This is a genomic window from Arthrobacter sp. SLBN-112, from assembly GCF_006715225.1.
Classification (GTDB): Bacteria; Actinomycetota; Actinomycetes; order Actinomycetales; family Micrococcaceae; genus Arthrobacter.
The window spans coordinates 1859401-1880138 of the sequence record NZ_VFMU01000001.1 but is presented as its reverse complement, the minus strand read 5'-3'; the positions used below and the strand labels follow the sequence as shown (position 1 = coordinate 1880138).

Sequence of the window (20738 nt, the reverse complement as noted above, 5' to 3'; positions counted from 1 at the left end):
CTCAGTTCTCTATCGACAGGATGGGCATGGCCTGGGTGTAGGGCGACGACGGACTGGAACCCGCCGAGCGCATCCGGAGCCAGAAGAAATCGTGGCTTCCGATGGTCAGGGTGAGGGTGCCGTCGTCGCCGATGCCGGGGAAGACCTGTCCGCCAAAGACGTCACGCAACCCGCGCCCGGCGTATTCGGGGATGCGCAATGTGGCAGCGACGGGGTGCTGGGAGAGGTTGAAGGCGCACAGGATGGTTTCGCCGTTGACGCCGGCGGGGTTGCTGTCCGGCAGTTCGCGCAGGTAGGCCAGGACGGCGTCATGGTCTGCCTCGACGTGCTTGAACCCGCCCAACCCGAACGCGGGGTGGTTCTTGCGGACGCTGAGGATCTGCCGGGTCCAGCGCAGCAGGGACCCGGAGTGGGCGGCCTCGGCCTCGACGTTGGCCATGCCGTAGTTGTAGACCAGCGACTGGATGGGTGGCAGGTACAGCTTGCCTGGGTCCGCGTGGGAGAAGCCCGCGTTCCGGTCCGGGTTCCACTGCATGGGGGTACGGACGGCGTCGCGGTCCTCGAGCCAGATGTTGTCCCCCATGCCGATCTCGTCCCCGTAGTACAGGAACGGGCTGCCCGGAAGCGAGAGCAGGAGGGCATTGATCAACTCGATCTCGGCCCGCGAATTATCCAGCAGCGGCGCCAGCCTGCGCCGGATGCCAATATTGGCACGCATTCTCGGATCCGGGGCGTACCAGCCCAGCATGGCGGCACGCTCGTCCGGAGTGACCATTTCCAGGGTCAGCTCGTCGTGGTTGCGGAGGAACGTGCCCCACTGTGCGCCCTCCGGGATGTCCGGGGTGTCGCGCATGGTTTCGATGATGGGCGCGGCTTTCTGGTCCCGGAGTGCGTAGTAGAGGCGCGGCATGATGGGGAAGTGGAACGCCATGTGGCATTCGGGTTCGTCCTCGGTGCCGAAGTACTCCACCACTTCGTTGGGCGGCTGGTTGGCCTCAGCGATAATGACGCGCCCGGGGTAGCTTTCGTCCACCATGGTGCGGAGCCGTCGGAGGAACTCGTGGGTTGCCGGAAGGTTCTCGCAGTTGGTCCCTTCCTCCTCGTAGAGGTAGGGGATGGCGTCCGCGCGGAACCCGTCAATGCCCTGGTCCAGCCAGAACCGGACCACATCGAAGAGCGCGTCGATCACCTTGGGGTTTTCGAAGTTCAGGTCCGGCTGGTGGCTGAAGAAACGGTGCCAGAAGAACTGGCGCCGGATGGGATCGAAAGTCCAGTTCGATTCCTCGGTGTCAACGAAGATGATGCGCGCGTCCTGGTACTTCTCGTCCGTGTCGCTCCAGACGTAGAAGTCTCCGAAGGGGCCGTCAGGATCCTTCCGTGATTCCTGGAACCAGGGGTGCTGGTCCGAGGTGTGGTTCAACGGCAGGTCGATGATGACCCGGACGCCGCGGGCATGGGCTTCGGCCACAAGCCGCTTGAAATCGCTGATCGTGCCGAATTCGTCCAGGACCGAGTTGTAGTCGGAGATGTCGTAGCCGCCGTCGCGCAGCGGTGACTGGAAGAACGGTGGCAGCCACAGGCAGTCCACGCCCAGCCACTGCAGGTAGTCCAGCCGGTCGATGAGTCCGGAGAAATCCCCGGACCCATCGCCGTTGGCATCCGCAAAGGCCCTGACAAGTACCTCATAGAACACGGCCTTGCGGTACCACAGCGGATCATGCTGGAGGCCAGGCGCATTTAGCTCGAACGTGCTCTTTGGGGTGAAGTGGCCGGAACTTTGCGGATTGAAATTCACGAATGCATTCTCCTCACGCTCAGGATGTGGGCCGGTTCCACGTGCGGGTCAAGCCGCACGTAGTTGTACTCGCCCCACTCCCAGCTTTGGCCGGAGACCAGGTCGTCCACGTAGAAGCCGCCGCCCGGGGTTCGGTCCTGCGGGTCCAGCTCCAGGGCTGCCAGGTCGAGGACCACACTGCATTCCTTGGTGACGTGGGGGTCCACGTTGACCACCACGATGATGGTGTCCTTGGACCCGTCGGGAAGGGTCTTGTGCTTGGAGTAGACCACGGTGGACTCGTCCGTGCTTTGGTGGACCGTCAGGTTCTGCAGGTCCAGCAGCGCAGGGTGGTCCCGCCGGATGTGGTTGAGCCGGGTGATGTACGGCGCCAGCGAGCGCCCGGATTCCGCGGCCGCATCCCAGTCGCGGGCCTTGTACTCGAACTTCTCGTTGTCGATGTACTCCTCGGCGCCGGGCCGGGCGACGTGTTCGTACAGTTCGTAGCCGGCATAGACACCCCACAGCGGGCTTCCGGTGGCGGCAAGGGCCGCCCGGATCCGGAACGCAGGGGGGCCGCCGTACTGGAGGTATTCCGTGAGGATATCCGGGGTGTTGACGAAGAAGTTGGGGCGGAAGAACGCCGGGGATTCGTGGCTGACTTCCTCGAAGTACTCCTCGATCTCCTCCTTGGTGTTGCGCCAGGTGAAGTAGGTGTAGGACTGCTGGAAGCCGGCCCTGCCCAGTGCGTGCATCATGGCGGGCCGGGTGAAGGCCTCGGCGAGGAACACCACGCCGGGCACCGCCTTATCCACCTCCGCAATAAGCCATTCCCAGAACCACACAGGTTTGGTGTGCGGGTTATCCACCCGGAAAATCTTTACCCCGTGGCTGACCCACAACAGCACAATCCGCAGGATTTCCTGCGAAAGGCCTTCCGGATCATTATCGAAATTGAGCGGATATATGTCCTGGTACTTCTTGGGCGGGTTTTCCGCGTAGGCAATGCTGCCGTCCACCCGGGTTGTGAACCACTCAGGATGGGACTGCACCCAGGGGTGGTCCGGGGCCGCCTGGAGCGCAAGGTCCAGTGCAACTTCCAGGCCCAGCTCGTTGGCCCGCGCCACGAAGGCGTCGAAGTCCTCAAAGGTACCGAGGTCGGGATGGATGGCATCGTGGCCGCCCTCCTTGGCTCCAATGGCCCAGGGGGAGCCGGGATCATTGGGGCCTGCCACGAGGGTGTTGTTGGGTCCCTTGCGGTACTGCACGCCGATGGGATGGATGGGCGGCATGTACAGGACGTCGAACCCCATGGCGGCCACGGCGTCGAGCCGGTTTGCCGCGGTCCGGAAGTTCCCCGATGTCCAGGCGCCCGTGTTGTGGTCCTTCACGGCACCTTCAGAACGGGGGAAGAACTCGTACCAGGCACCCCGGCCGGCCCGGTCCCTCTCCACCAGCAGGGGGAACTTCTCCGAAACAGTCACCATTTCACGGATGGGCTGGCGGGCAACGATGTCCGCCACCCCTTGGCTGAACCCGGCCGCGAGGCGCTCCTCCGGACTGAGGGACCCGTCCGCCAGCCGGTCCGCGACCCAGCGCAACGTTTCCCTGTCCGCCTCGCTGCGGGAGCCGTCCGCGGACGCTTCGCCCAGCAGTTTGGCACCTTCGGCGAGCATGAGTTCGACGTCGATCCCTGCGTCGATCTTCACCTCGGCATTGTGGTGCCACGTCCCGTACCGGTCATGCCAGGCTTCGATGACGAAGGACCAGTTCCCGGTTTCCGACGGCGTGAGCACGCCTTCCCAGCGGTCTGTTCCCATGCCACGTTCCCCGCGGGGCGGCGCAAGCCGCACACGCTGGCGCTCTGCACCGGACGGGTCCAGGAGCACGGCGCTGACACCGAGCTGGTCATGCCCTTCGCGGAAGGCCGTGGCGCCCACCACGATAGCCTCGCCGGGCAGGGCTTTGGCCGGAAACCTGCCGCCCTCGACGACGGGCTGCACATCGGTAATGGGAAAACGTCCGAACCGCAGGCCCTCGGTGAAACGGCGCTGGGGCATTTTGGTGGATGCGGCACTGGTTCCTAAGTTAGTCGTCACAGGCTCGACGTTAGCGAGAAACGGGCGGAATTGCTAAGCGTGCTCACTAAATTCGCCGTGCCGCGGCCCAATTTCTTCATGCCCCTGTCATTTACCCAAAAGAAACAGAAAGCTGGTTCCAGCCGCGCATGTTGTCGGTTAGTGTGACGCAGGTGAAGGCAATCCGCAGGTTTACGGTCCGTACAGTCCTCCCCGAGCCCATCAGGCCACTGGCCCGGCTGGCCAGCAATTTGCGGTGGTCCTGGCACCGCCCCACCCGCGAACTTTTCGCCGGGCTGAACCCGCGCCTCTGGGAGGAAAGCGGGCAGGACCCCGTGGGCTTCCTGGGAATGGTCAGCCGCGAGGAACTCCAGCAGTTCGCCGCTGACCAGTCGGTGGTGGACCGGGTGCGCGCCGCCGAGGAGGACCTTGACCGGTACCTTCAGGAACCGCGCTGGTACCAGGGCCTGGGCCCGGAAGCACCCGCGTCCATCGCCTACTTCTCCCCCGAGTTCGGCATCACCGAGGTGCTCCCCCAGTATTCCGGCGGCCTGGGCATCCTGGCCGGCGACCACCTGAAGGCGGCCTCGGACCTGGGCGTTCCCCTGATCGGTGTGGGCCTGCTGTACCAGGCCGGCTATTTCAAGCAGTCACTGTCCCGCGATGCCTGGCAGCAGGAGACCTACCCCGTCCTCGATCCGGACGGGCTGCCCCTGACCCTGCTCCGCGAACCCTCCCCTGACGGCAACGGCAAAGCCCTGCAAATCTCCCTCCCCCTCCCCAACGGAAGGCGCCTGCTGGCACATATCTGGCGTGCCGACGTCGGACGCGTTCCCTTGCTCCTGCTGGACTCCAACGTGCCGGGCAACGACGACGCCGCCCGCAGCATCACGGACCGGCTGTACGGCGGCGGCGGCGACCACCGGCTGCAGCAGGAGCTGCTGCTGGGCATGGGCGGGGTCAAGGCCCTGCGCGCCTTCCAGAAGCTGACGGGGTGCGCCGCACCAGAGGTGTTCCACACCAACGAAGGGCACGCAGGCTTCCTCGGGATCGAACGCATCCAGGAGCTGATGTCCGGGGAACAGGCGCTGACGTTCGACGAAGCGCTGGCCGCCGGGCGCGCCTCCACGGTCTTCACCACGCACACCCCCGTCCCTGCCGGCATTGACAGGTTCGAAATTAACCAGATCAGCCACTTCTTCCAGGCCGGACTGGCGCCCGCGGTCCCCGTGGACCGGATCCTGGAGCTGGGCCGCGAAAACTACGCGGACGGCAACCCGGCGGTGTTCAACATGGCGGTGATGGGCCTGCGCCTGGCCCAGCGCGCCAACGGCGTGGCCAAGCTCCACGGCGAAGTGTCCCGCGGCATGTTCTCCGCGCTGTGGCCGGGCTTCGACCACTCCGAGGTGCCCATTACCTCCGTGACCAACGGCGTGCACGTGCCCACCTGGGTGGACAGCCGCATTTCCAAGCTGGCCCGCGACCAGTTCGGCAGCGAGGCGGAAGCGCTGGGCAAATGGGACCTGGCCTACAACGTCAGCGACGCCGATGTCTGGGCTTTGCGCCGGGAGATGCGGGCCGCGCTGGTGGAGGATGTCCGCCGGAGGCTGCGGGCTGCCTGGAAGAAGCGCGGCGCGGCCGACGCCGAGCTGGGCTGGACGGACAACGTCCTGGACCCGGATGTGCTGACCATCGGGTTTGCCCGCCGGGTGCCCACGTACAAGCGGCTCACGCTGATGCTGCGCGAGCCGGCGCGGCTCAAGGCACTGCTCCTGCACAAGGAGCACCCCATCCAGCTGGTCATTGCCGGAAAGTCCCACCCCGCCGATGACGCCGGGAAGAAGATGATCCAGGACCTGGTGCGCTTCACGGACGATCCCGAGGTGCGGCACCGCATCGCGTTCCTGCCCAACTACGACATCGCCATGGCCAGGACCCTGTTCCCCGGCTGCGACGTCTGGCTGAACAACCCGCTGCGGCCGCTGGAGGCCTGCGGGACCTCCGGCATGAAGGCGGCGCTGAACGGGTCGCTGAACCTGTCCGTCCTGGACGGGTGGTGGGACGAGATGTACGACGGCGAGAACGGCTGGGCCATCCCCACCGCCAACAACGATGCCTCGCCCGAGGAACGCGACGACATTGAGGCTGCAGCCCTGTACGAGCTGCTGGAGACGCAGGTGGCCCCCCGCTTCTACGGGAGCACGGTGTCCGAAGGGGCAGGAGCTGCGGGGCCCTCGACCACCAGGAGCGAGAAGGTCCCCACGCACTGGGTGTCCATGATCAAGCACACCCTGTCCCACCTGGGCCCGGCCGTGTCCGCGGAACGCATGCTCCGTGACTACGTGAACATCCTGTACCGCCCCGCCGCGGAAGCCGGCCGCAGCGCCACGGCCAACTCGTACGCCCAGGCCCGTGCCCTGGCATCCTGGTCTGCCAAGGTCCGCGGGGCCTGGCCTCAGGTGCACGTGGAACATGTGGACTCGGTGGGCGTATCGGAGGATCCGCAGATCGGCGATACCCTCCAGGTCAACGCCTACGTGGCCCTGAACGCGCTGACCCCCGACGACGTCTCCGTGGAAGTGGCCTACGGCCGGGCGGAGGAAAACGACGCCCTTGCGGACATCACCATGATGGAGCTGCAGGTGAAGGAGGACCTGGGCAGCGGACGGCACCTGTTCAGCGGTTCGCTGGTCATCGACCGCTCGGGACCTTTCGGATACACCGTCCGCGTACTCCCCCGGCATGAAGCCCTGGCCTCGAAAGCGGAACTGGGACTGATCGTCAACGCTTAGCCCCCTGGCCGGATGGGTAAGGCTCCTGGCAGACACGGAACCGACCCGACGCAGGAGGGCTCAATGACCGAACGTACAGTGGCCGATGTCATCGTGGAGCGCCTCACCACATGGGGTGTTGGCCGGGTCTTCGGCTACAGCGGGGACGGCATCAACGGGTTCATGGGTGCCCTGCGCCGGACCGACGGCCAGGTGGAGTTCGTCCAGGCCCGGCACGAGGAGTCGGCAGCCTTCATGGCCGTGGGCCACGCCAAGTACACCGGCGGCGTGGGGGTGGTGACCTCCACCCAAGGCCCCGGCGCCGTCCACCTGCTCAACGGCCTGTACGACGCAAAGCTGGACGGCGTGCCGGTGGTGGCCATCGTGGGACAGCAGAGCCGCACGGTTCTGGGTTCGGCCTACATGCAGGAAATCGACCTCATGGCGCTGTTCAAGGACGTCGCGTCGCAGTTCGTACAGCAGGTCAGTGCACCGGAGCAGGTGCCCATGGTGCTGGACCGTGCCTTCCGGACGGCGAAGGCCACCTCCTCCCCCTGCGTGGTCATCATTCCGCACGACGTGCAGTCCGCTCCCGCCCCGCAGCTGGAACAGCAGCACGGCATCGTCGTCACTGCCCCCTCCTGGAGTGCTGCAGCCAAGACCCCGCGGGAGGAGGACCTGGCCGCCGCAGCCGCCCTCCTTAATTCTGCGGAGCGCGTGGCCCTCCTGGTGGGCCAGGGCGCCAGGCATGCCGCCGGGGAAGTTGTGGCCGTGGCGGAAAAGCTTGGGGCCGGAATCGCCACCAGCCTGCTGGGCAAGCCCTACGTGGATGAGGACCTGCCCTTCGCGGTGGGGACCATGGGCCACCTTGGCACCACGGCGAGTGCCTACCTGCTGGGCAACTGCGACGCGCTGCTCATCGTGGGTTCCAACGACCCCTGGACGGAGTTCTACCCGCCGCCGGGGGCCGCCCGGGCCGTGCAGATCGACATCGATGAGAAGAAGATCGGCAACCGGTACCCCGTGGAGGTGGGCCTGGCGGGAGACGCCGCGTCTGCCCTGGAAGCTTTGAACCAACGGCTGGAACACCGCGCACGCACGCCATGGCGTTCAGCCGTGGAGGAGGAAGTCAGCCGCTGGCGCATCCTCTCGGCAGACCGGGCCGCAGTGCCCGCCAGCCCTGTCAATCCCGAACGCGTGGTCCGGGAGCTCAACGGCAGGCTGCCGGAGAACTCCCAGCTGAGTGTCGACGTCGGAAGCTGCGTTTACTGGTACGCCCGGCAACTGATGCTGCCCCTGGGCGTCCCGGCGCATCTGTCCGGGACGCTTGCCAGCATGGGCTGCGCCATCCCGTACGGGCTCGCCGCCAAGCTGGCGCATCCGGACCGCCCCTTGGTGGCCCTGGCCGGAGACGGCGCCATGCAGATGCTGGGCACGGCCGAACTGGTCACGGTGGCGCACCGCTGGCGCGGCTGGCAGGATCCGAGGTTCGTGGTGTGCGTCTTCAACAACCGGGAGCTCACCGAGGTCACGTGGGAGCAGCGCGAGTCGGAGGCCGAGCCTCGCTTTGCCGCAAGCCAGGAACTGCCGGACTTTCCGTTCGCCGCCTACGCGGACCTGCTGGGACTGAAGGGCATCCGGGTGGAGGACCCGGAACGGATCGCAGAGGCATGGGACCAGGCGTTCGCAGCGGACTGCCCGGTGGTGATCGAAGTCCTGACCGACCCCGAAATCCCGCTGCTTCCGCCGTTCCCGGCAGGGCGCCAGAAGGCGGAAAGCATGCGCAAGGGACTGGCGGCGGAGGACGACGGCGGCCGGGCCTCAGCGCTGCTGGACACCTACGTCTCGCACGAGGAACGCCGCGAGGGCTAGCCGCGGAAGCCTGGGACGGCGTTAGGGCAGGCCGCCGGCTTCAGAGCAGCACGGCGGTGACGGCAAGGTCCTTGCCCGCGTACCGTTCGGCGTCCTGCAGGATTTCGCAGATGATGCCAAACGACCTGTCGCTGCGGAACGGGGCCGCCACCTGCCAGAGGACCGTGACGGGCGGGTTGCCGTTGTCGGTGATGCTGTCGGCAAAGTCGTGGAGCGAATCGTTCAGCGCGTCCAGGTTCACGCCGTAGTGTTCAGGAAAGTCCAGGACCTCACCGAAGGTTTCCAGGACGGCGCGTTTGCTGTCCGCGGGAGGGACCACCACGCTGCGCCGGCCGGCGTCGGCCACCTGTTCCTGCAGTTCTTCCAGGGTCCAAGTGTCGCCGGAGAAAATTTTCATGGTTGTGCTAGTTGCCTTCCGCTATGTACTTGAACGTTGCGTAGTGGTCACTGGTGTAATACTTCTCCCCGCCTTCGCCGGCCACGATGCGCCGCGCACCCCGGTCCGCTTCCCCGGGAGTGGGAACGGTGTACTCGCGGTAGTAGCCGCGGTTCCGGACGGGCAGGACCCGCTCAAAGTTGCCGAACACCTCGTCATCCTGGCTGTACCGGAACGGACCACCCGCCCGGATCAGCCCCAGCACCCGGCGGCCCTCCGCGGGCAGGGCCGATTCGCGGATCTCCGGCAGGCTGGAAGGATTGGCGCTCCGCTGTGGCGGGGACTGCTGCTTCGCTGCCGCGGACGTGGCCGGCCCGCCCGGTGTGGGGGTGGGGCTGGAAGCCGTTTCCGGCGTCGCCCGTTCCGATTGCTGGCCCAGCAGCCCGGCGCCGCCGAACGCCACCAAGGCCAGCACCACCAGGGCGGCCAGGAGCAAGGGAAGGATGGAGCGGTTGCGCATTGGGGGTCTACGTGCGGTAGATGCTGATGGAGTTGGCCTCGGCAAGATCGGTTTCCCCCGAAGCCACCTGGATGCCTTGCCGCTGCTTGTGGCGCGGTGAGGTGGTCAGCCGAAGCTCGAACAGGCTTGGGGCTTTCCTCCCCGCGTCCGGCAGGGTGACCACCACGTCAGACGCGCTGCCGTTGACCACCACCAGGCCAGCCAGGTCGCCGCCGTCGTCACCGAGCAGGAGCTGCATGACGCGGTGCTGCGGATCGTTCCAGCGTTCGGCCGACATGGGCTGGCCATCCTGGTCGAACCAGTAAAGGTAGGACTGTTCGTCCCGGACGGGAAAATCGTGCGGCTGGGCGGCCAGGAACTCCTTGCGCAGGCGGATGTACCGTTTGGTGCTCCGCAGCATCTCGTGCGCCTCCGGAGTCATGGTCCAGTCAAGCCAGGTAAGGGCATTGTCCTGGCAGTAGGCGTTGTTGTTCCCCTGCTGCGTCCTGGCCAGCTCGTCCCCGGCGGTGATCATGGGAACCCCCAGCGAAACCATCAATGACGCCATGAGGTTCCGCCGCGACTGTGCCCGTCTTTCCAGGATCGCGCCGTTCTCGGTGGGACCCTCCACGCCATGGTTGTAGCTGCGGTTGTCCCCGTGCCCGTCCCTGTTCTCTTCGCCGTTGGCTTCGTTGTGCTTTCGGTCGTAGGACACAAGGTCGTTCATGGTGAAGCCGTCGTGGGAGGTGACGAAGTTGACCGATGCCAGCCGCGAGCGTCCAGACGCCTGGAAGAGGCTGGCGGAACCGGACAGGGCATCGGCGAGTTTGGCCATGGTCCCGCCGTGGCCGCCGGAATCGATGGCCGCACGGTCTGCCAGCCAGAAGGTACGGACGGCGTCGCGGAAATGGTCGTTCCAGTCCACCCATCCGGGCGGGAACCGGCCAGTCTGCCAGCCTCCATAGCCAATGTCCCAAGGCTCGGCGATCAGCTTGACTTCGGACAGCACGGGATCGGCGGCGACGGCGCTGAGGAAGGGATGTTCGGGGTCGAACTCATTGGCGGCGTCCCTGCACAGCGTGACGGCGAGATCGAACCGGAAGCCGTCGATGTGGAACTCGTCCACCCAGTACCGCAGCGAATCGGTCACCAGCTGGACTACGCGCGGGTCGGCGAAGTTGAGCGAGTTGCCGCAGCCGGTGGTGTCGATGTACTTACCGTGGCCGTCCACCCGATAGTAGGTGTCCTCCCCCAGGCCCCGGAAGCTCAGGACCGGGCCGTCGGGCCCGCCTTCCGCCGTGTGGTTGTAGACGACGTCCAGGATGACCTCGAGCCCGGCGGCGTGGAGTGCCTTGACCATGGCCTTGAATTCGTCCTGCACGGCCTGCGCGCCTTCCTCCCGTGCCGCCCTGGTGGCATAACCAGGGTGCAGGGCGAAGAACGCGGCAGTGTTGTACCCCCAGTAGTTGGTCAGTCCGAGGTCCTGCAGGTGCGGCTCATCGATGTGGAAGTGCACGGGCAGGAGCTGGACGGACGTGATGCCCAGGCTGGTCAGGTGTTCCAACACGGCTGGGTGGGCCAGGCCGGCGTAGGTGCCCCTGAGCTCTTCCGGAACGTCGGGGTGGAGCATGCTCTGGCCGCGGACATGCGCTTCGTAAACGATGGTGTTCCGCCAGGGAAGGCGCAGGCGTTCGTCCGTCCCCCAGTCGAAATCGGCGGCGGTCCGGACGCTGGTGAGGAAGCCGTCGCGCTGGTCCACCCCCCGGGCGTAAGGGTCCAGGAGCAGGGGCTGCCTGCCGGCACCCTTCCCGTTGGCTGCAGCAGGTCCCGGAGGCGGGGGGTGACCCTCCGAGGTGGGGCGGAAGCCGTAGCGGGATCCGTACGGCAGGTCCTCGACGAGGCCGTGATGGACCCCCCGCGTCACGTTGGGCAGGGTCTGGACCCGCCACCGCCCCCCGGGAGGGCAGTAAACGATGTCCAGGCTGGACACCCCGGGAGCGAGGCAGGCGACGTTGGCTCGGGCGCCGGCGTGGTGCCGGGTACCGCCGGAATCAGCGCGCGGAACGCTGACACCAAGGGGAACGGCCGAGGAGGCGTCCATGGCGGAAGCAGTGTCGAAGAGCGGCATGACCATCACCTAAATAGTAGCCGCCAGCGGCACCTGACCTGCCCGTTTGCCGCTGCGGCGCCGGGCAACCAGCCCGGTGAGGTCCGGGCCTGGAGTGCTTACCCTGCTGCGCGCTGCCGGGAGACCTCGTACAGCGAGATGCCCACGGCCATTGAAGCGTTGAGTGACTCCATGGCGGAATCGATAGGGATGGAGACGATCTGGTCGCAGTTCTCGCGGACCAGGCGGCTCAGGCCCTTCCCCTCGGAGCCCACCACGATGCAGACGGGTTCGGTGGCCAGGGTGAGGTCAGGCAGCGAGACGTCGCCGTCGCCGTCGAGCCCCAATACGAAGATGCCCATGTTCTTGAACTGCTTCAGGGCGTTGTTCAGGTTGGAGGCGCGGGCCACCGGCACGCGGACGGCAGCGCCGGCGCTGGTCTTCCAGGCCGCTGCGGTGACACCCACGGAGCGGCGTTCAGGCACAATGACGCCGTGGCCGCTGAAGGCGGAGACGGAGCGGATGATGGCGCCCAGGTTCCGGGGGTCGGTGATGCCGTCCAGTGCAACAAAAAGCGGCGCATTCTTGACGTGCCCCTTCTTCCACTTTTCCACGGTTTCCTCGGCCAGTTCGTAGGCGTCCTGGTACTCGTAAGGCGGGATCTGCAGCACCAGCCCCTGGTGGACGGCGTCGTCCGTCATCCGGTCCAGTTCGGGTTTGCCCGTTTCCATCAGCGGGATGCCGCGTTCGGCGGCGAGCTTCAGGGATTCCTTGACGCGGTCGTCCATCTCGATGCGGATGGCAACGTGCAGGGCTTTGGCGGGGATGCCGGCGCGGAGCGCTTCAACCACCGAGTTGCGCCCGGTCACCACTTCCTCGGTGGCACGGCCCTTGGGCCCGGACTTCGCCGCGCCCGCGCTGCGGGCACCGGTTCCGCGCTTGGCGGCGGACCGCTCGGAAAGCTGCTTGGCTTTGTGCGCCTTGTGGTACGGACGGTCCTCGGCCTTGGGCGTAGGACCCTTGCCTTCCAGGGCCTTGCGGCCATGGCCACCGGTTCCGATGGTTGGGCCCTTCTTCGCTTTAACCGATCGGCGACCATTGTTGGCCATGATGTTCCACCCTTGATTGTGTTGACTGAGTCTGCATACCAGTCTACTGACCGAAGAAAAATCGGCAGGCCCCGGCCACGGGCGGAGCTCAGGCGGGCCGGCGGATCAGTCCCGCTTGAGGCTCCAGGTGGCACCGTCGGGGCCGTCCTCCACCACGACACCGGCCTGGTTGAGGGTGTCCCGGATGGCGTCGGACGCCGCCCAGTCCTTCTCAGCCCGGGCAGCAGCGCGGGCCGCCAGCTGCGCTTCGACCAATACGCTCAAGGCTTCGGCCTCACGCGTAGACGCCGCCGTGGAACCTTCAACGGCATTCAGCCCCAGGACCCCAGTCATCAGGACGACGGCGTGCATCGCGTTCCGGGCGCCGTCGTCGTCGCCCTCGGCAAGGGCTGTGTTGCCCGCGCGGACTGTCTCGTGGAGTGCGGCCAGGGCGCGCGGGACGTTAAGGTCATCGTCCATGGCTTCGCAAAATGCGTCGACGGCCGGCGAAGAGGAGCCGTGGTTGCCGTGCATGGCTCCCGGGTCGCCGCCGAACCGGGCACCGGCCTTGGCAAGGAACCCGTCAATACGTTCGACGGCGGCCGCGGCCTCCTGCAGGGAGGTGGGCCGGTAGTCCAGGACGGAGCGGTAGTGTGCCTGGCCCAGGTAGTAGCGCACTACCCGGGGTGACGCCAGTTCCAGCATCTCCGCCGGGCTGATGGTGTTGCCGATGGACTTGGACATCTTTTCGCCCTGGTAGGTCACCATGCCGTTGTGCATCCAGAAGTTGGCGAACGGGTGGCCCGCCGCCTGTGACTGCGCCATCTCGTTTTCGTGGTGCGGGAAGCGCAGGTCCAGTCCGCCGCCGTGGATATCGAATGCGGTGCCCAGGTACTTGGTGACCATGGCCGAGCACTCGAGGTGCCAGCCGGGCCGGCCCGCTCCCCAGGGTGAGGCCCAGCTGGCGGTGCCCGGTTCCCCTTCTTTTGAACCCTTCCACAGCGCAAAGTCGCGGGGGTCCTTCTTGCCGCGGGGATCGGCGTCGGGCGCTGCCTGCATGTCGTCGATGTTCTGCCGGGTCAGGGCACCGTACTTGTCCCAGGAACGGACGTCGAAATACACGTCCCCCGAATCGTCCAGGGCGGGGTAGGCGTGGCCGCGCTCGATGAGCTGCTGGATCAGGGCATGCATCTCGGGAATATGCCCGGTGGCCCGGGGTTCATAGGTGGGCCGAGAGACGCCCAGGGTGTCGTAGGCCTTCAGGAATTCCTGCTCGTAGCGGTACGCCAGCGCCCACCATTCTTCGCGTGGCACTTCGCCCGCCTCCGGGCTGAAGTCCGGCGCAAAGGATGCCTCGGATTTGGCAAGGATCTTGTCGTCGATGTCCGTGACGTTGCGGACCACCGTGACGCGCAGGCCACGGTACTCAAGCCAGCGGGTGAGCTGGTCGAAGGCGATGGCGGAGCGGATGTGGCCCACGTGCGGCATGCCCTGGACGGTAGCGCCACAATAGTAGAGGCTGACCTTGCCGTCGACGATGGGGACGAAGGTCCGGACTTCGGCGGAGGCGGTGTCATGGAAGCGCAGGGTCACCGCTCCAGACTAGCTGATGGCTTGGGGCTGCTGCGGGTACACCAGTGCGGTGGCCACCGCGGAAATACCCTCTCCGCGTCCGGTGAATCCCAGGCCGTCGCTGGTGGTGGCCGTGACACCCACGTGGGCGCCGGCGGCTTCGCTGAGGACCTTCTGGGATTCTTCCCGCCGCGGCCCGAACTTGGGCCGGTTGGCCACGAACTGCACCGCGACATTGCCGATTTCAAAACCCGCGGCCCGGACGATCCGGGCCGCTTCCGCAAGGAGGGTGGCACCGGATGCGCCGGCAAATTCGGGGCGGTCGGTACCGAAGTGGGTGCCAAGGTCGCCGATGCCGGCGGCAGAGAACAGGGCGTCCGCGGCAGCGTGGGCCACGGCGTCACCGTCAGAGTGCCCCGCCAGGCCGCGTTCGCCTGGCCAAAGGAGTCCACCAAGCCAGAGTGGGCGGGATGAGTCTTCCGGCGCGTAGGCATGGACGTCGATTCCCACTCCAGTGCGCGGCAGGACCATATCCGCGCTCATCCTTCCACCCACCGGGCGCCGAGCGGGCCTTCCAGGAGCCCTTCAGCGAAGATCAGGTCAAGGGGTGTGGTGATCTTGAGGGACTGCGTTGAGCCGCGGACGGCATGGACGGGGGTGCCGAGCATCTCCACCAGCATGGCGTCGTCGGTGACGGCCGCGGACTCCTGCTGGTCCAGCGCTTGCGCGGCCTGGTGCGCCTGCAACAGGGTAGCGATCGCGAAACCCTGCGGCGTCTGCACAGCCCTCAGCTCCTCACGGCGGGCCGTACCCGTGACAACCTCCGGCGCAAAGGCAGTGTCCCCACCGGTAGTGGCGGCCACGGTCTTGACCGTGTCCACTACCGGGACTGCGGGAATGACCGCGGCAGCACCGGCGGCAAGGGCATCGGAGACCCGGTGGAAGACGGATTCGGGCGCCAGGGCCCGGGCGGCATCATGGACCAGGACAGCCTCGATGCCGTCCATCAGTGCCGCGATCCCGGCCCGGACGGAATCAGCCCGGGTGGATCCGCCGTCGACAATCGTCAGGAGCGGGCCGCCGTCGGCAAGCTCGCCACGGAAACTCTCACACAACTGGCGCAGGCCCTGGTCCCCGGCGGGAAGGGCCACGCACACCTGGCTGGCCACTCCTGACGCAACGATTCCCCGGAGGGCATGCATCAGGATGGGCTCGCCGCCGAGCGGCACAGCCGCCTTGGGCATGCCGTAGCCTAGGCGCTGCCCGGAACCGGCGGCCACAAGGATGACAGCGGTGACCAGGCGCGTGGATGAATCACTCATGCGGACAAGCCTACGACGCCGCCACTTCGGTCAGGTGCCTTGGACACCACCGGACGGGCCAAAAAAGAAGCCCCGGCGGCACTTGCGTGCCGCCGGGGCTAAATTCTTAGGAAGCCAGGACCTCGTCGAGAACGCTTGCAGCCTTCTCCTCGTCGGTCTTTTCAGCCAGCGCCAGTTCTGAAATCAGAATCTGACGGGCCTTGGCCAGCATTCGCTTCTCGCCTGCGGAAAGGCCCCGGTCGTGATCCCGGCGCCAAAGGTCGCGAACAACCTCTGCTACCTTGATGACGTCACCGGAAGCAAGCTTCTCCAGATTTGCCTTGTACCTGCGTGACCAGTTGGTGGGCTCCTCGGTGAACTCGGCGCGGAGCACATCAAACACGTGCTCCAGGCCTTCCTTGCCCACTACATCCCGGACCCCAACAAGGTCAACGTTCTCTGCTGGAACTTCAATGGTCAGATCACCCTGAGCCACCTTGAGCTTGAGATACATCTTCTCTTCGCCCTTGATGGTGCGCATCTTGATTTCTTCAATCTTCGCAGCACCGTGGTGAGGGTAAACTACTGTCTCGCCGACCTCAAATACCATGTGGACATTTCCCCTTTCCCGCAGACCAGTTTATCACGATTCAGGCATATGACCGGCCGGAGAAAGGGCTTCCAACCGCGAAAATACGCGGAAAATCGGCCCAATCAACCCCCTCCGCCCCCTTGACGGATGGCAAGATTAGTGCATCACGTGAGCGCTCCCACGCCCGATGTGACACCGCCGAATCCTCGTTTGCCCCTCATTGCGGATAGGCTATGGCTGAAAAAGACTTCAAATTTCTTGAGGAGTACGTGACGTGCGTTCCACTGCGATGAACCGGGCCCAGCGCGGCAAACTGGCACTGACGGCTGCTGCCCTTGGCGCCAGCCTGCTGACCGCAGGCTGCGGTTACATCACACCCCAGCAGACCAGCCACCAGTACTCCGCCTCGGACGGCATCCGCGCAGACCTCGGTCCCCTCCAGCTGCGGAACATCCTGATTGTTTCCACGGGCGAGGACAAGCCCGGCCGCCTCATCGGCGCCGTCTACAACTCCTCCTCCAAAGACGTGAAGCTCACGGTCAACGGCGCCAAGGGTTCACAGACCGAGGTACCGGTCAAGGCCAACTCGTACACGCTCCTGAACGAGGACTCCGACGAGGCCATCCTGAGCACCACCGGCGGCAAGCCCGGCTCCCTCGTGGACGTCAAGATCAGCGAGAACGGCACCAACGTCAGCAACACGGTCAAGGTTCCCGTCCTGGACGCCACCTTGGCGGAATACAAGGACTACGTGCCTACCCCGAGCCCCTCGGCGACATCCTCGTCGTCTGCCAGCCCCAGCGCGGGCTCCTCAGCCAGCTCCAGCACATCAGCCGAGGCGGGCTCATCAGCCAGCGCCGGCTCTTCCGCCAGCGCCACTCCGAGCGCTACGGCAACCGCCACCAGCCGCTAGGCGAACAGCAGGTCGCTGCAGGAAACAGGCACAACAAAAGGGAGGGCCATCCAGGCGCCTCCCTTTTGTTATGCCCGCTGATAATATCCGCGCTGACCGGTCTACGGCTCGAATTTGTATCCAAGGCCGCGGACGGTCACCAGGTAGCGCGGTGCGGAGGGGTCCGGTTCGATCTTGCCGCGGAGCCGCTTCACGTGGACGTCCAGGGTCTTGGTGTCGCCCACATAGTCGGAGCCCCATACGCGGTCGATCAGCTGGCCGCGGGTCAGCACCCTGCCCGAGTTGCGCAGGAGCATCTCCAGGAGCTCGAATTCCTTCAAGGGAAGCAGGACCTGCTCGCCGCCCACGCTGACCACATGCCGCTCGATGTCCATGCGGACCGGGCCCGCCTGGACGGTTGAGGAGATCAGTTCTTCCGGCTCGCCCTGGCGGCGCAGGACGGCCCTGACACGGGCAACCAGTTCACGGGAGGAGTAGGGCTTGGTGACGTAGTCGTCCGCACCGAGCTCCAGGCCCACCACTTTGTCGATCTCCGAGTCCTTGGCCGTCAGCATGATGACGGGAACGCTGGAGCGCTGGCGGAGCTGGCGGCACACCTCGGTACCGGAGAGCCCCGGCAGCTGCAGGTCAAGCAGCACCAGGTCGGCGCCGTTGCGGTCGAATTCGGTGATGGCATCAAGACCGTTGTCCACCACCTCAACCTCGAACCCTTCTTTGCCCAGCAAATAGGACAAGGGGTCGCTGAACGACTCCTCGTCCTCGACAATCAAAATCCTGCTCAAGCGCTGGCTCCTCGTTCTGTTGCGCCGGCGGCGCGGGGTACTTGGGTGAGACTAGGCTTCTCCGGCGCCAATGCCGGTGCTTCCGTTGCGGCCGGGTCTGCCTCGTCGTCCTGACCTTCCATCTCGGGCAGCCGGAGGGTGAAGGTGGACCCCTGCCCGGGCTGGGACCACAGGGTCACTTCCCCGCCATGGTTCGATGCGACGTGCTTCACGATGCTCAGGCCCAGGCCGGTGCCGCCGGTCTGGCGGGACCGGGCGGCGTCCACGCGGTAGAAGCGTTCAAAAACGCGTTCCTGGTCCTCGGGGCTCAGCCCGTCCCCCTGGTCCGTGACCGAAATCGAGACCAGGCCTTCCCTGGAACGGACACCTATCCCCACCCGGGTGTTGGCCGGCGAGTAGCGGATGGCGTTGTCGATGAGGTTCCGCAGCGCCGTCACCAGCAGGTCCTGGTCGCCGAAGACCTTGCCGTCGGCGCGGCCGCCCACCACGATGCTGATGTTCTTGCTCTCCGCGGGAAGCTGCGACCGGTCCACCGCCTCGGCGATGACGGCATTGATGTCCACCGGGCCGCCCTCCTGGGTGACGCTGGCGCCCTGCAGGCGGGAAAGTTCAATGATGTCCTGGACCAGGGCAGCAAGGCGGGCGGACTCCTTGTGCATGCGCTTGGCGAAGCGGCGGACGGCTTCTTCGTCGTCGGCGGAGGATTCCAGCGCCTCTGCCAGCAGGGAGATGGCACCCACGGGGGTTTTCAGTTCGTGCGACACGTTGGCGACGAAGTCGTTGCGGATCTCTTCGGTGCGGGTGATCTCCGTCCGGTCATCAGCCAGGAGCAGGATGTATTCCTCACCCAGCATGGCCGCACGGACCTGGACGATGATGGTTCCCTTGCCCAGCGGGCCGCGCGGGAGTTCGAGCTGCTTTTCCAGGATGACGCCGTCCCGCCGGACCCCGGCGGTCATGTCCAGGAGCTCCTTGTGCACCACGGTGTGTCCGCGGACCAGGCCGTATGCGTATGCGGCAGGGCTTGCACGGACCACGCCGTCCACGTCGTCCAGCACCACAAAGGCGCGTCCGACGACGGCGAGCACCTCCGCTGCGCCGGCTGGCAGCGCCAGTTCCCCGGCGTCGATGTCCAGCAGCTCGCGCTGCTTCTCGCTGACCCGGTAGGCGAGCACGCCGAACGTGCCAAGCGCCAGGCCGATGAGGCCGGCCACCAGACCAATGAGCATAGGATCCACAGCTCCACTTTATGCTCTTGCCTTCAAGCCCCTGCCGCCTTCCGGCCCATCCGGCAAACGGTTCAACTAACGTTCATCTATGGGGGCATAACCGTTTACCCGGCGGTGACAGAGTTGGTGGTCAGAGCGCCTCATGGCGACACGATTCCTGCTGCCCCGGAGCGGCCGGCGGGAGTTCCAAGGAAAGGACGCCTACGTGCGTAAGGTTTTTCAGGAAGAGCTCACCCAGGTCGGTGACCAGCTGGTGGAGATCTCCCGGCTGGTCAGCGAAGCGATCAACAAGGCCACTACCTCATTCCAGGTAGCGGACGTTGACCTCGCGCAGGATGTCATCGCCGCGGACGCGCGCATCGACTTCCTGCAGAACAGCCTTGATGAGCGGGCCATCGACATTTTGGCGCTGCAGGGCCCCGTCGCCAGCGACCTGCGCATGATCGTGGGTTCGCTCCGGATGAGTGCATCCCTGGAGCGGATGGGTGACCTGGCCCGCCACATCGCCCAGCTGGCCCGTCTCCGGTACCCGTCCATGGTGATTCCGGCGTCCATGACGGAGACCTTCAACCGGATGGCCGAACTCGACCAGGAGATCGCCGACAAGCTGACGCTCCTGCTGGAGAGCCGCGACCTGGAGGTGGCCAGGGATATCCTCAAGGCCAACACGGCCATCAATGACCTGCACTTGAGCGTCTTCAAGGCCATTGCCGCCCCTGAGTGGAACGAATCCCCCGCCACCACGGTGGATGTGGCCCTGGCCAGCCGCTACTTCGAGCGCTTCGCCGACCACGGCGTCTCCGTAGCCCAGAAGGTGACGTACCTGGTCACCGGGGCATGGCAGCCGAACGCAACAGAGCACAGCTGACGCATTAAGAGCGGATATACGACGGCGGGCTGGCCACTTACGTGACCAGCCCGCCGTCGTCGTTCTACTGCCTATTTCTTGCCCTGGTTGGCGACGGCCAGGATTGCCTCTTCGGCAGCCTCGGGGTCAAGGTAGGTTCCGCCCGGCTTGACCGGCCGGAAGTCCTCGTCCAGTTCGTAGACCAGCGGGATGCCGGTGGGGATGTTCAGGCTTGCGATGGCTTCGTCGCTGATGCCGTCGAGGTGCTTGACCAGGGCGCGCAGCGAGTTGCCGTGCGCGGTGACCAGGACCGTCTTGCCGGCCTTGAGATCTTCCTTGATGTCAGACTCCCAGTAGGGCAGGAGCCGCACCAGGACATCCTTCAGGCATTCAGTGCGCGGCAGGGCCTCGCCGAGGTCCGCATACCGGGGGTCGTGGGCCTGGGAGAACTCGGAGTCGTCGTCGAGGGGCGGCGGCGGGGTGTCGTAGGAGCGGCGCCATTCCATGAACTGCTCTTCGCCGTATTCGGCCAGTGTCTGGGCCTTGTCCTTGCCCTGCAGTGCGCCGTAGTGGCGTTCGTTGAGGCGCCAGTCGCGCTTGACCGGGATCCAGCCGCGGTCGGCCTTGTCCAAGGCGATGTTCGCGGTGTTGATGGCCCGCTTCAGCAGGGAGGTGTAGAGCACGTCCGGGAGGATGTTGTTCTCCACCAGCAGCTCACCGCCGCGGGCTGCTTCCGCGCGGCCCTGGTCGTTCAGGTCAACGTCCACCCAGCCGGTGAAGAGGTTCTTGGCGTTCCATTCGCTGTGGCCGTGGCGCAGCAGAATCAGCTTGTAAGTCATGATTTTCATCCTAGCCGAGCAGTGTTGCCACCCGCCCAGCGTTACAAGGCCAGCTGCCGTGCGCCCGTCTCCCCAGGCGGCGGGGATAGGGTTGTGCG

General features: G+C 65.9%; 17 protein-coding genes. 4 read left to right on the top strand and 13 right to left on the bottom strand.

Translation table 11 applies throughout. The annotated features are described in order from the left end of the window. Position 1: 1 nt before the first annotated feature. Both treS and FBY33_RS08830 read right to left on the bottom strand, forming a co-directional pair. Positions 2-1795, bottom strand: a complete 1794-nt coding sequence (treS, locus tag FBY33_RS08835) for a maltose alpha-D-glucosyltransferase (RefSeq protein ID WP_142030247.1) — start codon at positions 1793-1795, stop codon at positions 2-4. Further along, positions 1792-3834, bottom strand: a complete 2043-nt coding sequence (locus tag FBY33_RS08830; RefSeq protein WP_142032680.1) for an alpha-1,4-glucan--maltose-1-phosphate maltosyltransferase — start codon at positions 3832-3834, stop codon at positions 1792-1794. The genes treS and FBY33_RS08830 overlap by 4 nt, the downstream gene beginning before the upstream one ends. A 191-nt stretch (positions 3835-4025) precedes the next feature. Between FBY33_RS08830 and glgP the strand changes: the two genes are divergently transcribed. Together glgP and FBY33_RS08820 are read left to right on the top strand one after the other, a co-directional pair. Continuing rightward, a complete protein-coding gene (gene glgP, locus FBY33_RS08825; protein WP_200831342.1) occupies positions 4026-6644 on the top strand; it encodes an alpha-glucan family phosphorylase in 2619 nt (872 codons plus the stop codon). 63 nt (positions 6645-6707) lie between these two features. After that, entirely contained in the window at positions 6708-8495 is a 1788-nt protein-coding gene (locus tag FBY33_RS08820) for a thiamine pyrophosphate-requiring protein (RefSeq protein WP_142030246.1), read from the top strand. A 40-nt stretch (positions 8496-8535) separates the two neighbouring features. On the opposite strand, the gene FBY33_RS08815 is transcribed toward FBY33_RS08820, so the two are convergent. The 8 genes from FBY33_RS08815 to FBY33_RS08780 form a co-directional block, all read right to left on the bottom strand. Next, the gene (locus tag FBY33_RS08815; RefSeq protein WP_142030245.1) at positions 8536-8892 is read right to left on the bottom strand and encodes a barstar family protein; all 357 of its coding nucleotides are present in this window, start codon (positions 8890-8892) and stop codon (positions 8536-8538) included. A 7-nt stretch (positions 8893-8899) separates the two neighbouring features. Further along, positions 8900-9391, bottom strand: coding sequence for a ribonuclease domain-containing protein (locus tag FBY33_RS08810; protein ID WP_142030244.1), 492 nt, complete (start codon positions 9389-9391; stop codon positions 8900-8902). Between the two features lie 7 nt (positions 9392-9398). After that, positions 9399-11504: a glycogen debranching protein GlgX gene (gene glgX, locus FBY33_RS08805; RefSeq protein WP_142030243.1), complete on the bottom strand. Its 2106-nt coding sequence runs from the start codon at positions 11502-11504 to the stop codon at positions 9399-9401. Between the two features lie 92 nt (positions 11505-11596). Beyond that, positions 11597-12586 carry a 23S rRNA (guanosine(2251)-2'-O)-methyltransferase RlmB gene (gene rlmB, locus FBY33_RS08800; RefSeq protein WP_142030242.1) on the bottom strand — a complete coding sequence of 330 codons (990 nt, stop codon included), beginning with the start codon at positions 12584-12586 and terminating at the stop codon, positions 11597-11599. A 105-nt stretch (positions 12587-12691) separates the two neighbouring features. Beyond that, positions 12692-14158 carry a cysteine--tRNA ligase gene (gene cysS, locus FBY33_RS08795; RefSeq protein WP_142030241.1) on the bottom strand — a complete coding sequence of 489 codons (1467 nt, stop codon included), beginning with the start codon at positions 14156-14158 and terminating at the stop codon, positions 12692-12694. A 9-nt stretch (positions 14159-14167) separates the two neighbouring features. Then, positions 14168-14680, bottom strand: a complete 513-nt coding sequence (gene ispF / locus FBY33_RS08790; RefSeq protein ID WP_142030240.1) for a 2-C-methyl-D-erythritol 2,4-cyclodiphosphate synthase — start codon at positions 14678-14680, stop codon at positions 14168-14170. Further along, the gene (gene ispD / locus FBY33_RS08785; protein WP_142030239.1) at positions 14677-15459 is read right to left on the bottom strand and encodes a 2-C-methyl-D-erythritol 4-phosphate cytidylyltransferase; all 783 of its coding nucleotides are present in this window, start codon (positions 15457-15459) and stop codon (positions 14677-14679) included. The genes ispF and ispD overlap by 4 nt, the downstream gene beginning before the upstream one ends. 106 nt (positions 15460-15565) lie before the next feature. Continuing rightward, a complete protein-coding gene (locus FBY33_RS08780; RefSeq protein WP_011690592.1) occupies positions 15566-16048 on the bottom strand; it encodes a CarD family transcriptional regulator in 483 nt (160 codons plus the stop codon). 271 nt (positions 16049-16319) lie between these two features. Between FBY33_RS08780 and FBY33_RS08775 the strand changes: the two genes are divergently transcribed. Next, positions 16320-16943 carry a hypothetical protein gene (locus FBY33_RS08775; RefSeq protein ID WP_142032675.1) on the top strand — a complete coding sequence of 208 codons (624 nt, stop codon included), beginning with the start codon at positions 16320-16322 and terminating at the stop codon, positions 16941-16943. Positions 16944-17044: 101 nt separating this feature from the next. Here FBY33_RS08775 and FBY33_RS08770 read toward each other — a convergent pair whose 3' ends face one another. Next, positions 17045-17725, bottom strand: coding sequence for a response regulator transcription factor (locus FBY33_RS08770; RefSeq protein ID WP_056330255.1), 681 nt, complete (start codon positions 17723-17725; stop codon positions 17045-17047). Beyond that, positions 17722-18954: a sensor histidine kinase gene (locus FBY33_RS08765; RefSeq protein ID WP_142032673.1), complete on the bottom strand. Its 1233-nt coding sequence runs from the start codon at positions 18952-18954 to the stop codon at positions 17722-17724. The genes FBY33_RS08770 and FBY33_RS08765 overlap by 4 nt, the downstream gene beginning before the upstream one ends. Before the next feature lie 205 nt (positions 18955-19159). On the opposite strand from FBY33_RS08765, the gene phoU reads away from it, so the two are divergent. Beyond that, entirely contained in the window at positions 19160-19822 is a 663-nt protein-coding gene (gene phoU / locus FBY33_RS08760; protein WP_142030238.1) for a phosphate signaling complex protein PhoU, read from the top strand. Between the two features lie 71 nt (positions 19823-19893). Here phoU and FBY33_RS08755 read toward each other — a convergent pair whose 3' ends face one another. After that, on the bottom strand, positions 19894-20640 hold the full coding sequence (locus tag FBY33_RS08755) for a phosphoglyceromutase (RefSeq protein ID WP_142030237.1): 747 nt from the start codon (positions 20638-20640) through the stop codon (positions 19894-19896). Positions 20641-20738 lie beyond the last annotated feature (98 nt).

Excerpts from the sequence above, each read along its gene's own strand:
- FBY33_RS08830 (WP_142032680.1), bottom strand. The coding sequence starts at position 3,834 with ATGCCCCAGCGCCGTTTCACCGAGGGCCTGCGGTTCGGACGTTTTCCC.
- FBY33_RS08820 (WP_142030246.1), top strand. The coding sequence starts at position 6,708 with ATGACCGAACGTACAGTGGCCGATGTCATCGTGGAGCGCCTCACCACA.
- FBY33_RS08815 (WP_142030245.1), bottom strand. The coding sequence starts at position 8,892 with ATGAAAATTTTCTCCGGCGACACTTGGACCCTGGAAGAACTGCAGGAA.
- FBY33_RS08810 (WP_142030244.1), bottom strand. The coding sequence starts at position 9,391 with ATGCGCAACCGCTCCATCCTTCCCTTGCTCCTGGCCGCCCTGGTGGTG.
- glgX (WP_142030243.1), bottom strand. The coding sequence starts at position 11,504 with ATGGTCATGCCGCTCTTCGACACTGCTTCCGCCATGGACGCCTCCTCG.
- rlmB (WP_142030242.1), bottom strand. The coding sequence starts at position 12,586 with ATGGCCAACAATGGTCGCCGATCGGTTAAAGCGAAGAAGGGCCCAACC.
- ispF (WP_142030240.1), bottom strand. The coding sequence starts at position 14,680 with ATGAGCGCGGATATGGTCCTGCCGCGCACTGGAGTGGGAATCGACGTC.
- ispD (WP_142030239.1), bottom strand. The coding sequence starts at position 15,459 with ATGAGTGATTCATCCACGCGCCTGGTCACCGCTGTCATCCTTGTGGCC.
- FBY33_RS08780 (WP_011690592.1), bottom strand. The coding sequence starts at position 16,048 with ATGGTATTTGAGGTCGGCGAGACAGTAGTTTACCCTCACCACGGTGCT.
- FBY33_RS08775 (WP_142032675.1), top strand. The coding sequence starts at position 16,320 with ATGAACCGGGCCCAGCGCGGCAAACTGGCACTGACGGCTGCTGCCCTT.
- FBY33_RS08765 (WP_142032673.1), bottom strand. The coding sequence starts at position 18,954 with ATGCTCATTGGTCTGGTGGCCGGCCTCATCGGCCTGGCGCTTGGCACG.
- FBY33_RS08755 (WP_142030237.1), bottom strand. The coding sequence starts at position 20,640 with ATGACTTACAAGCTGATTCTGCTGCGCCACGGCCACAGCGAATGGAAC.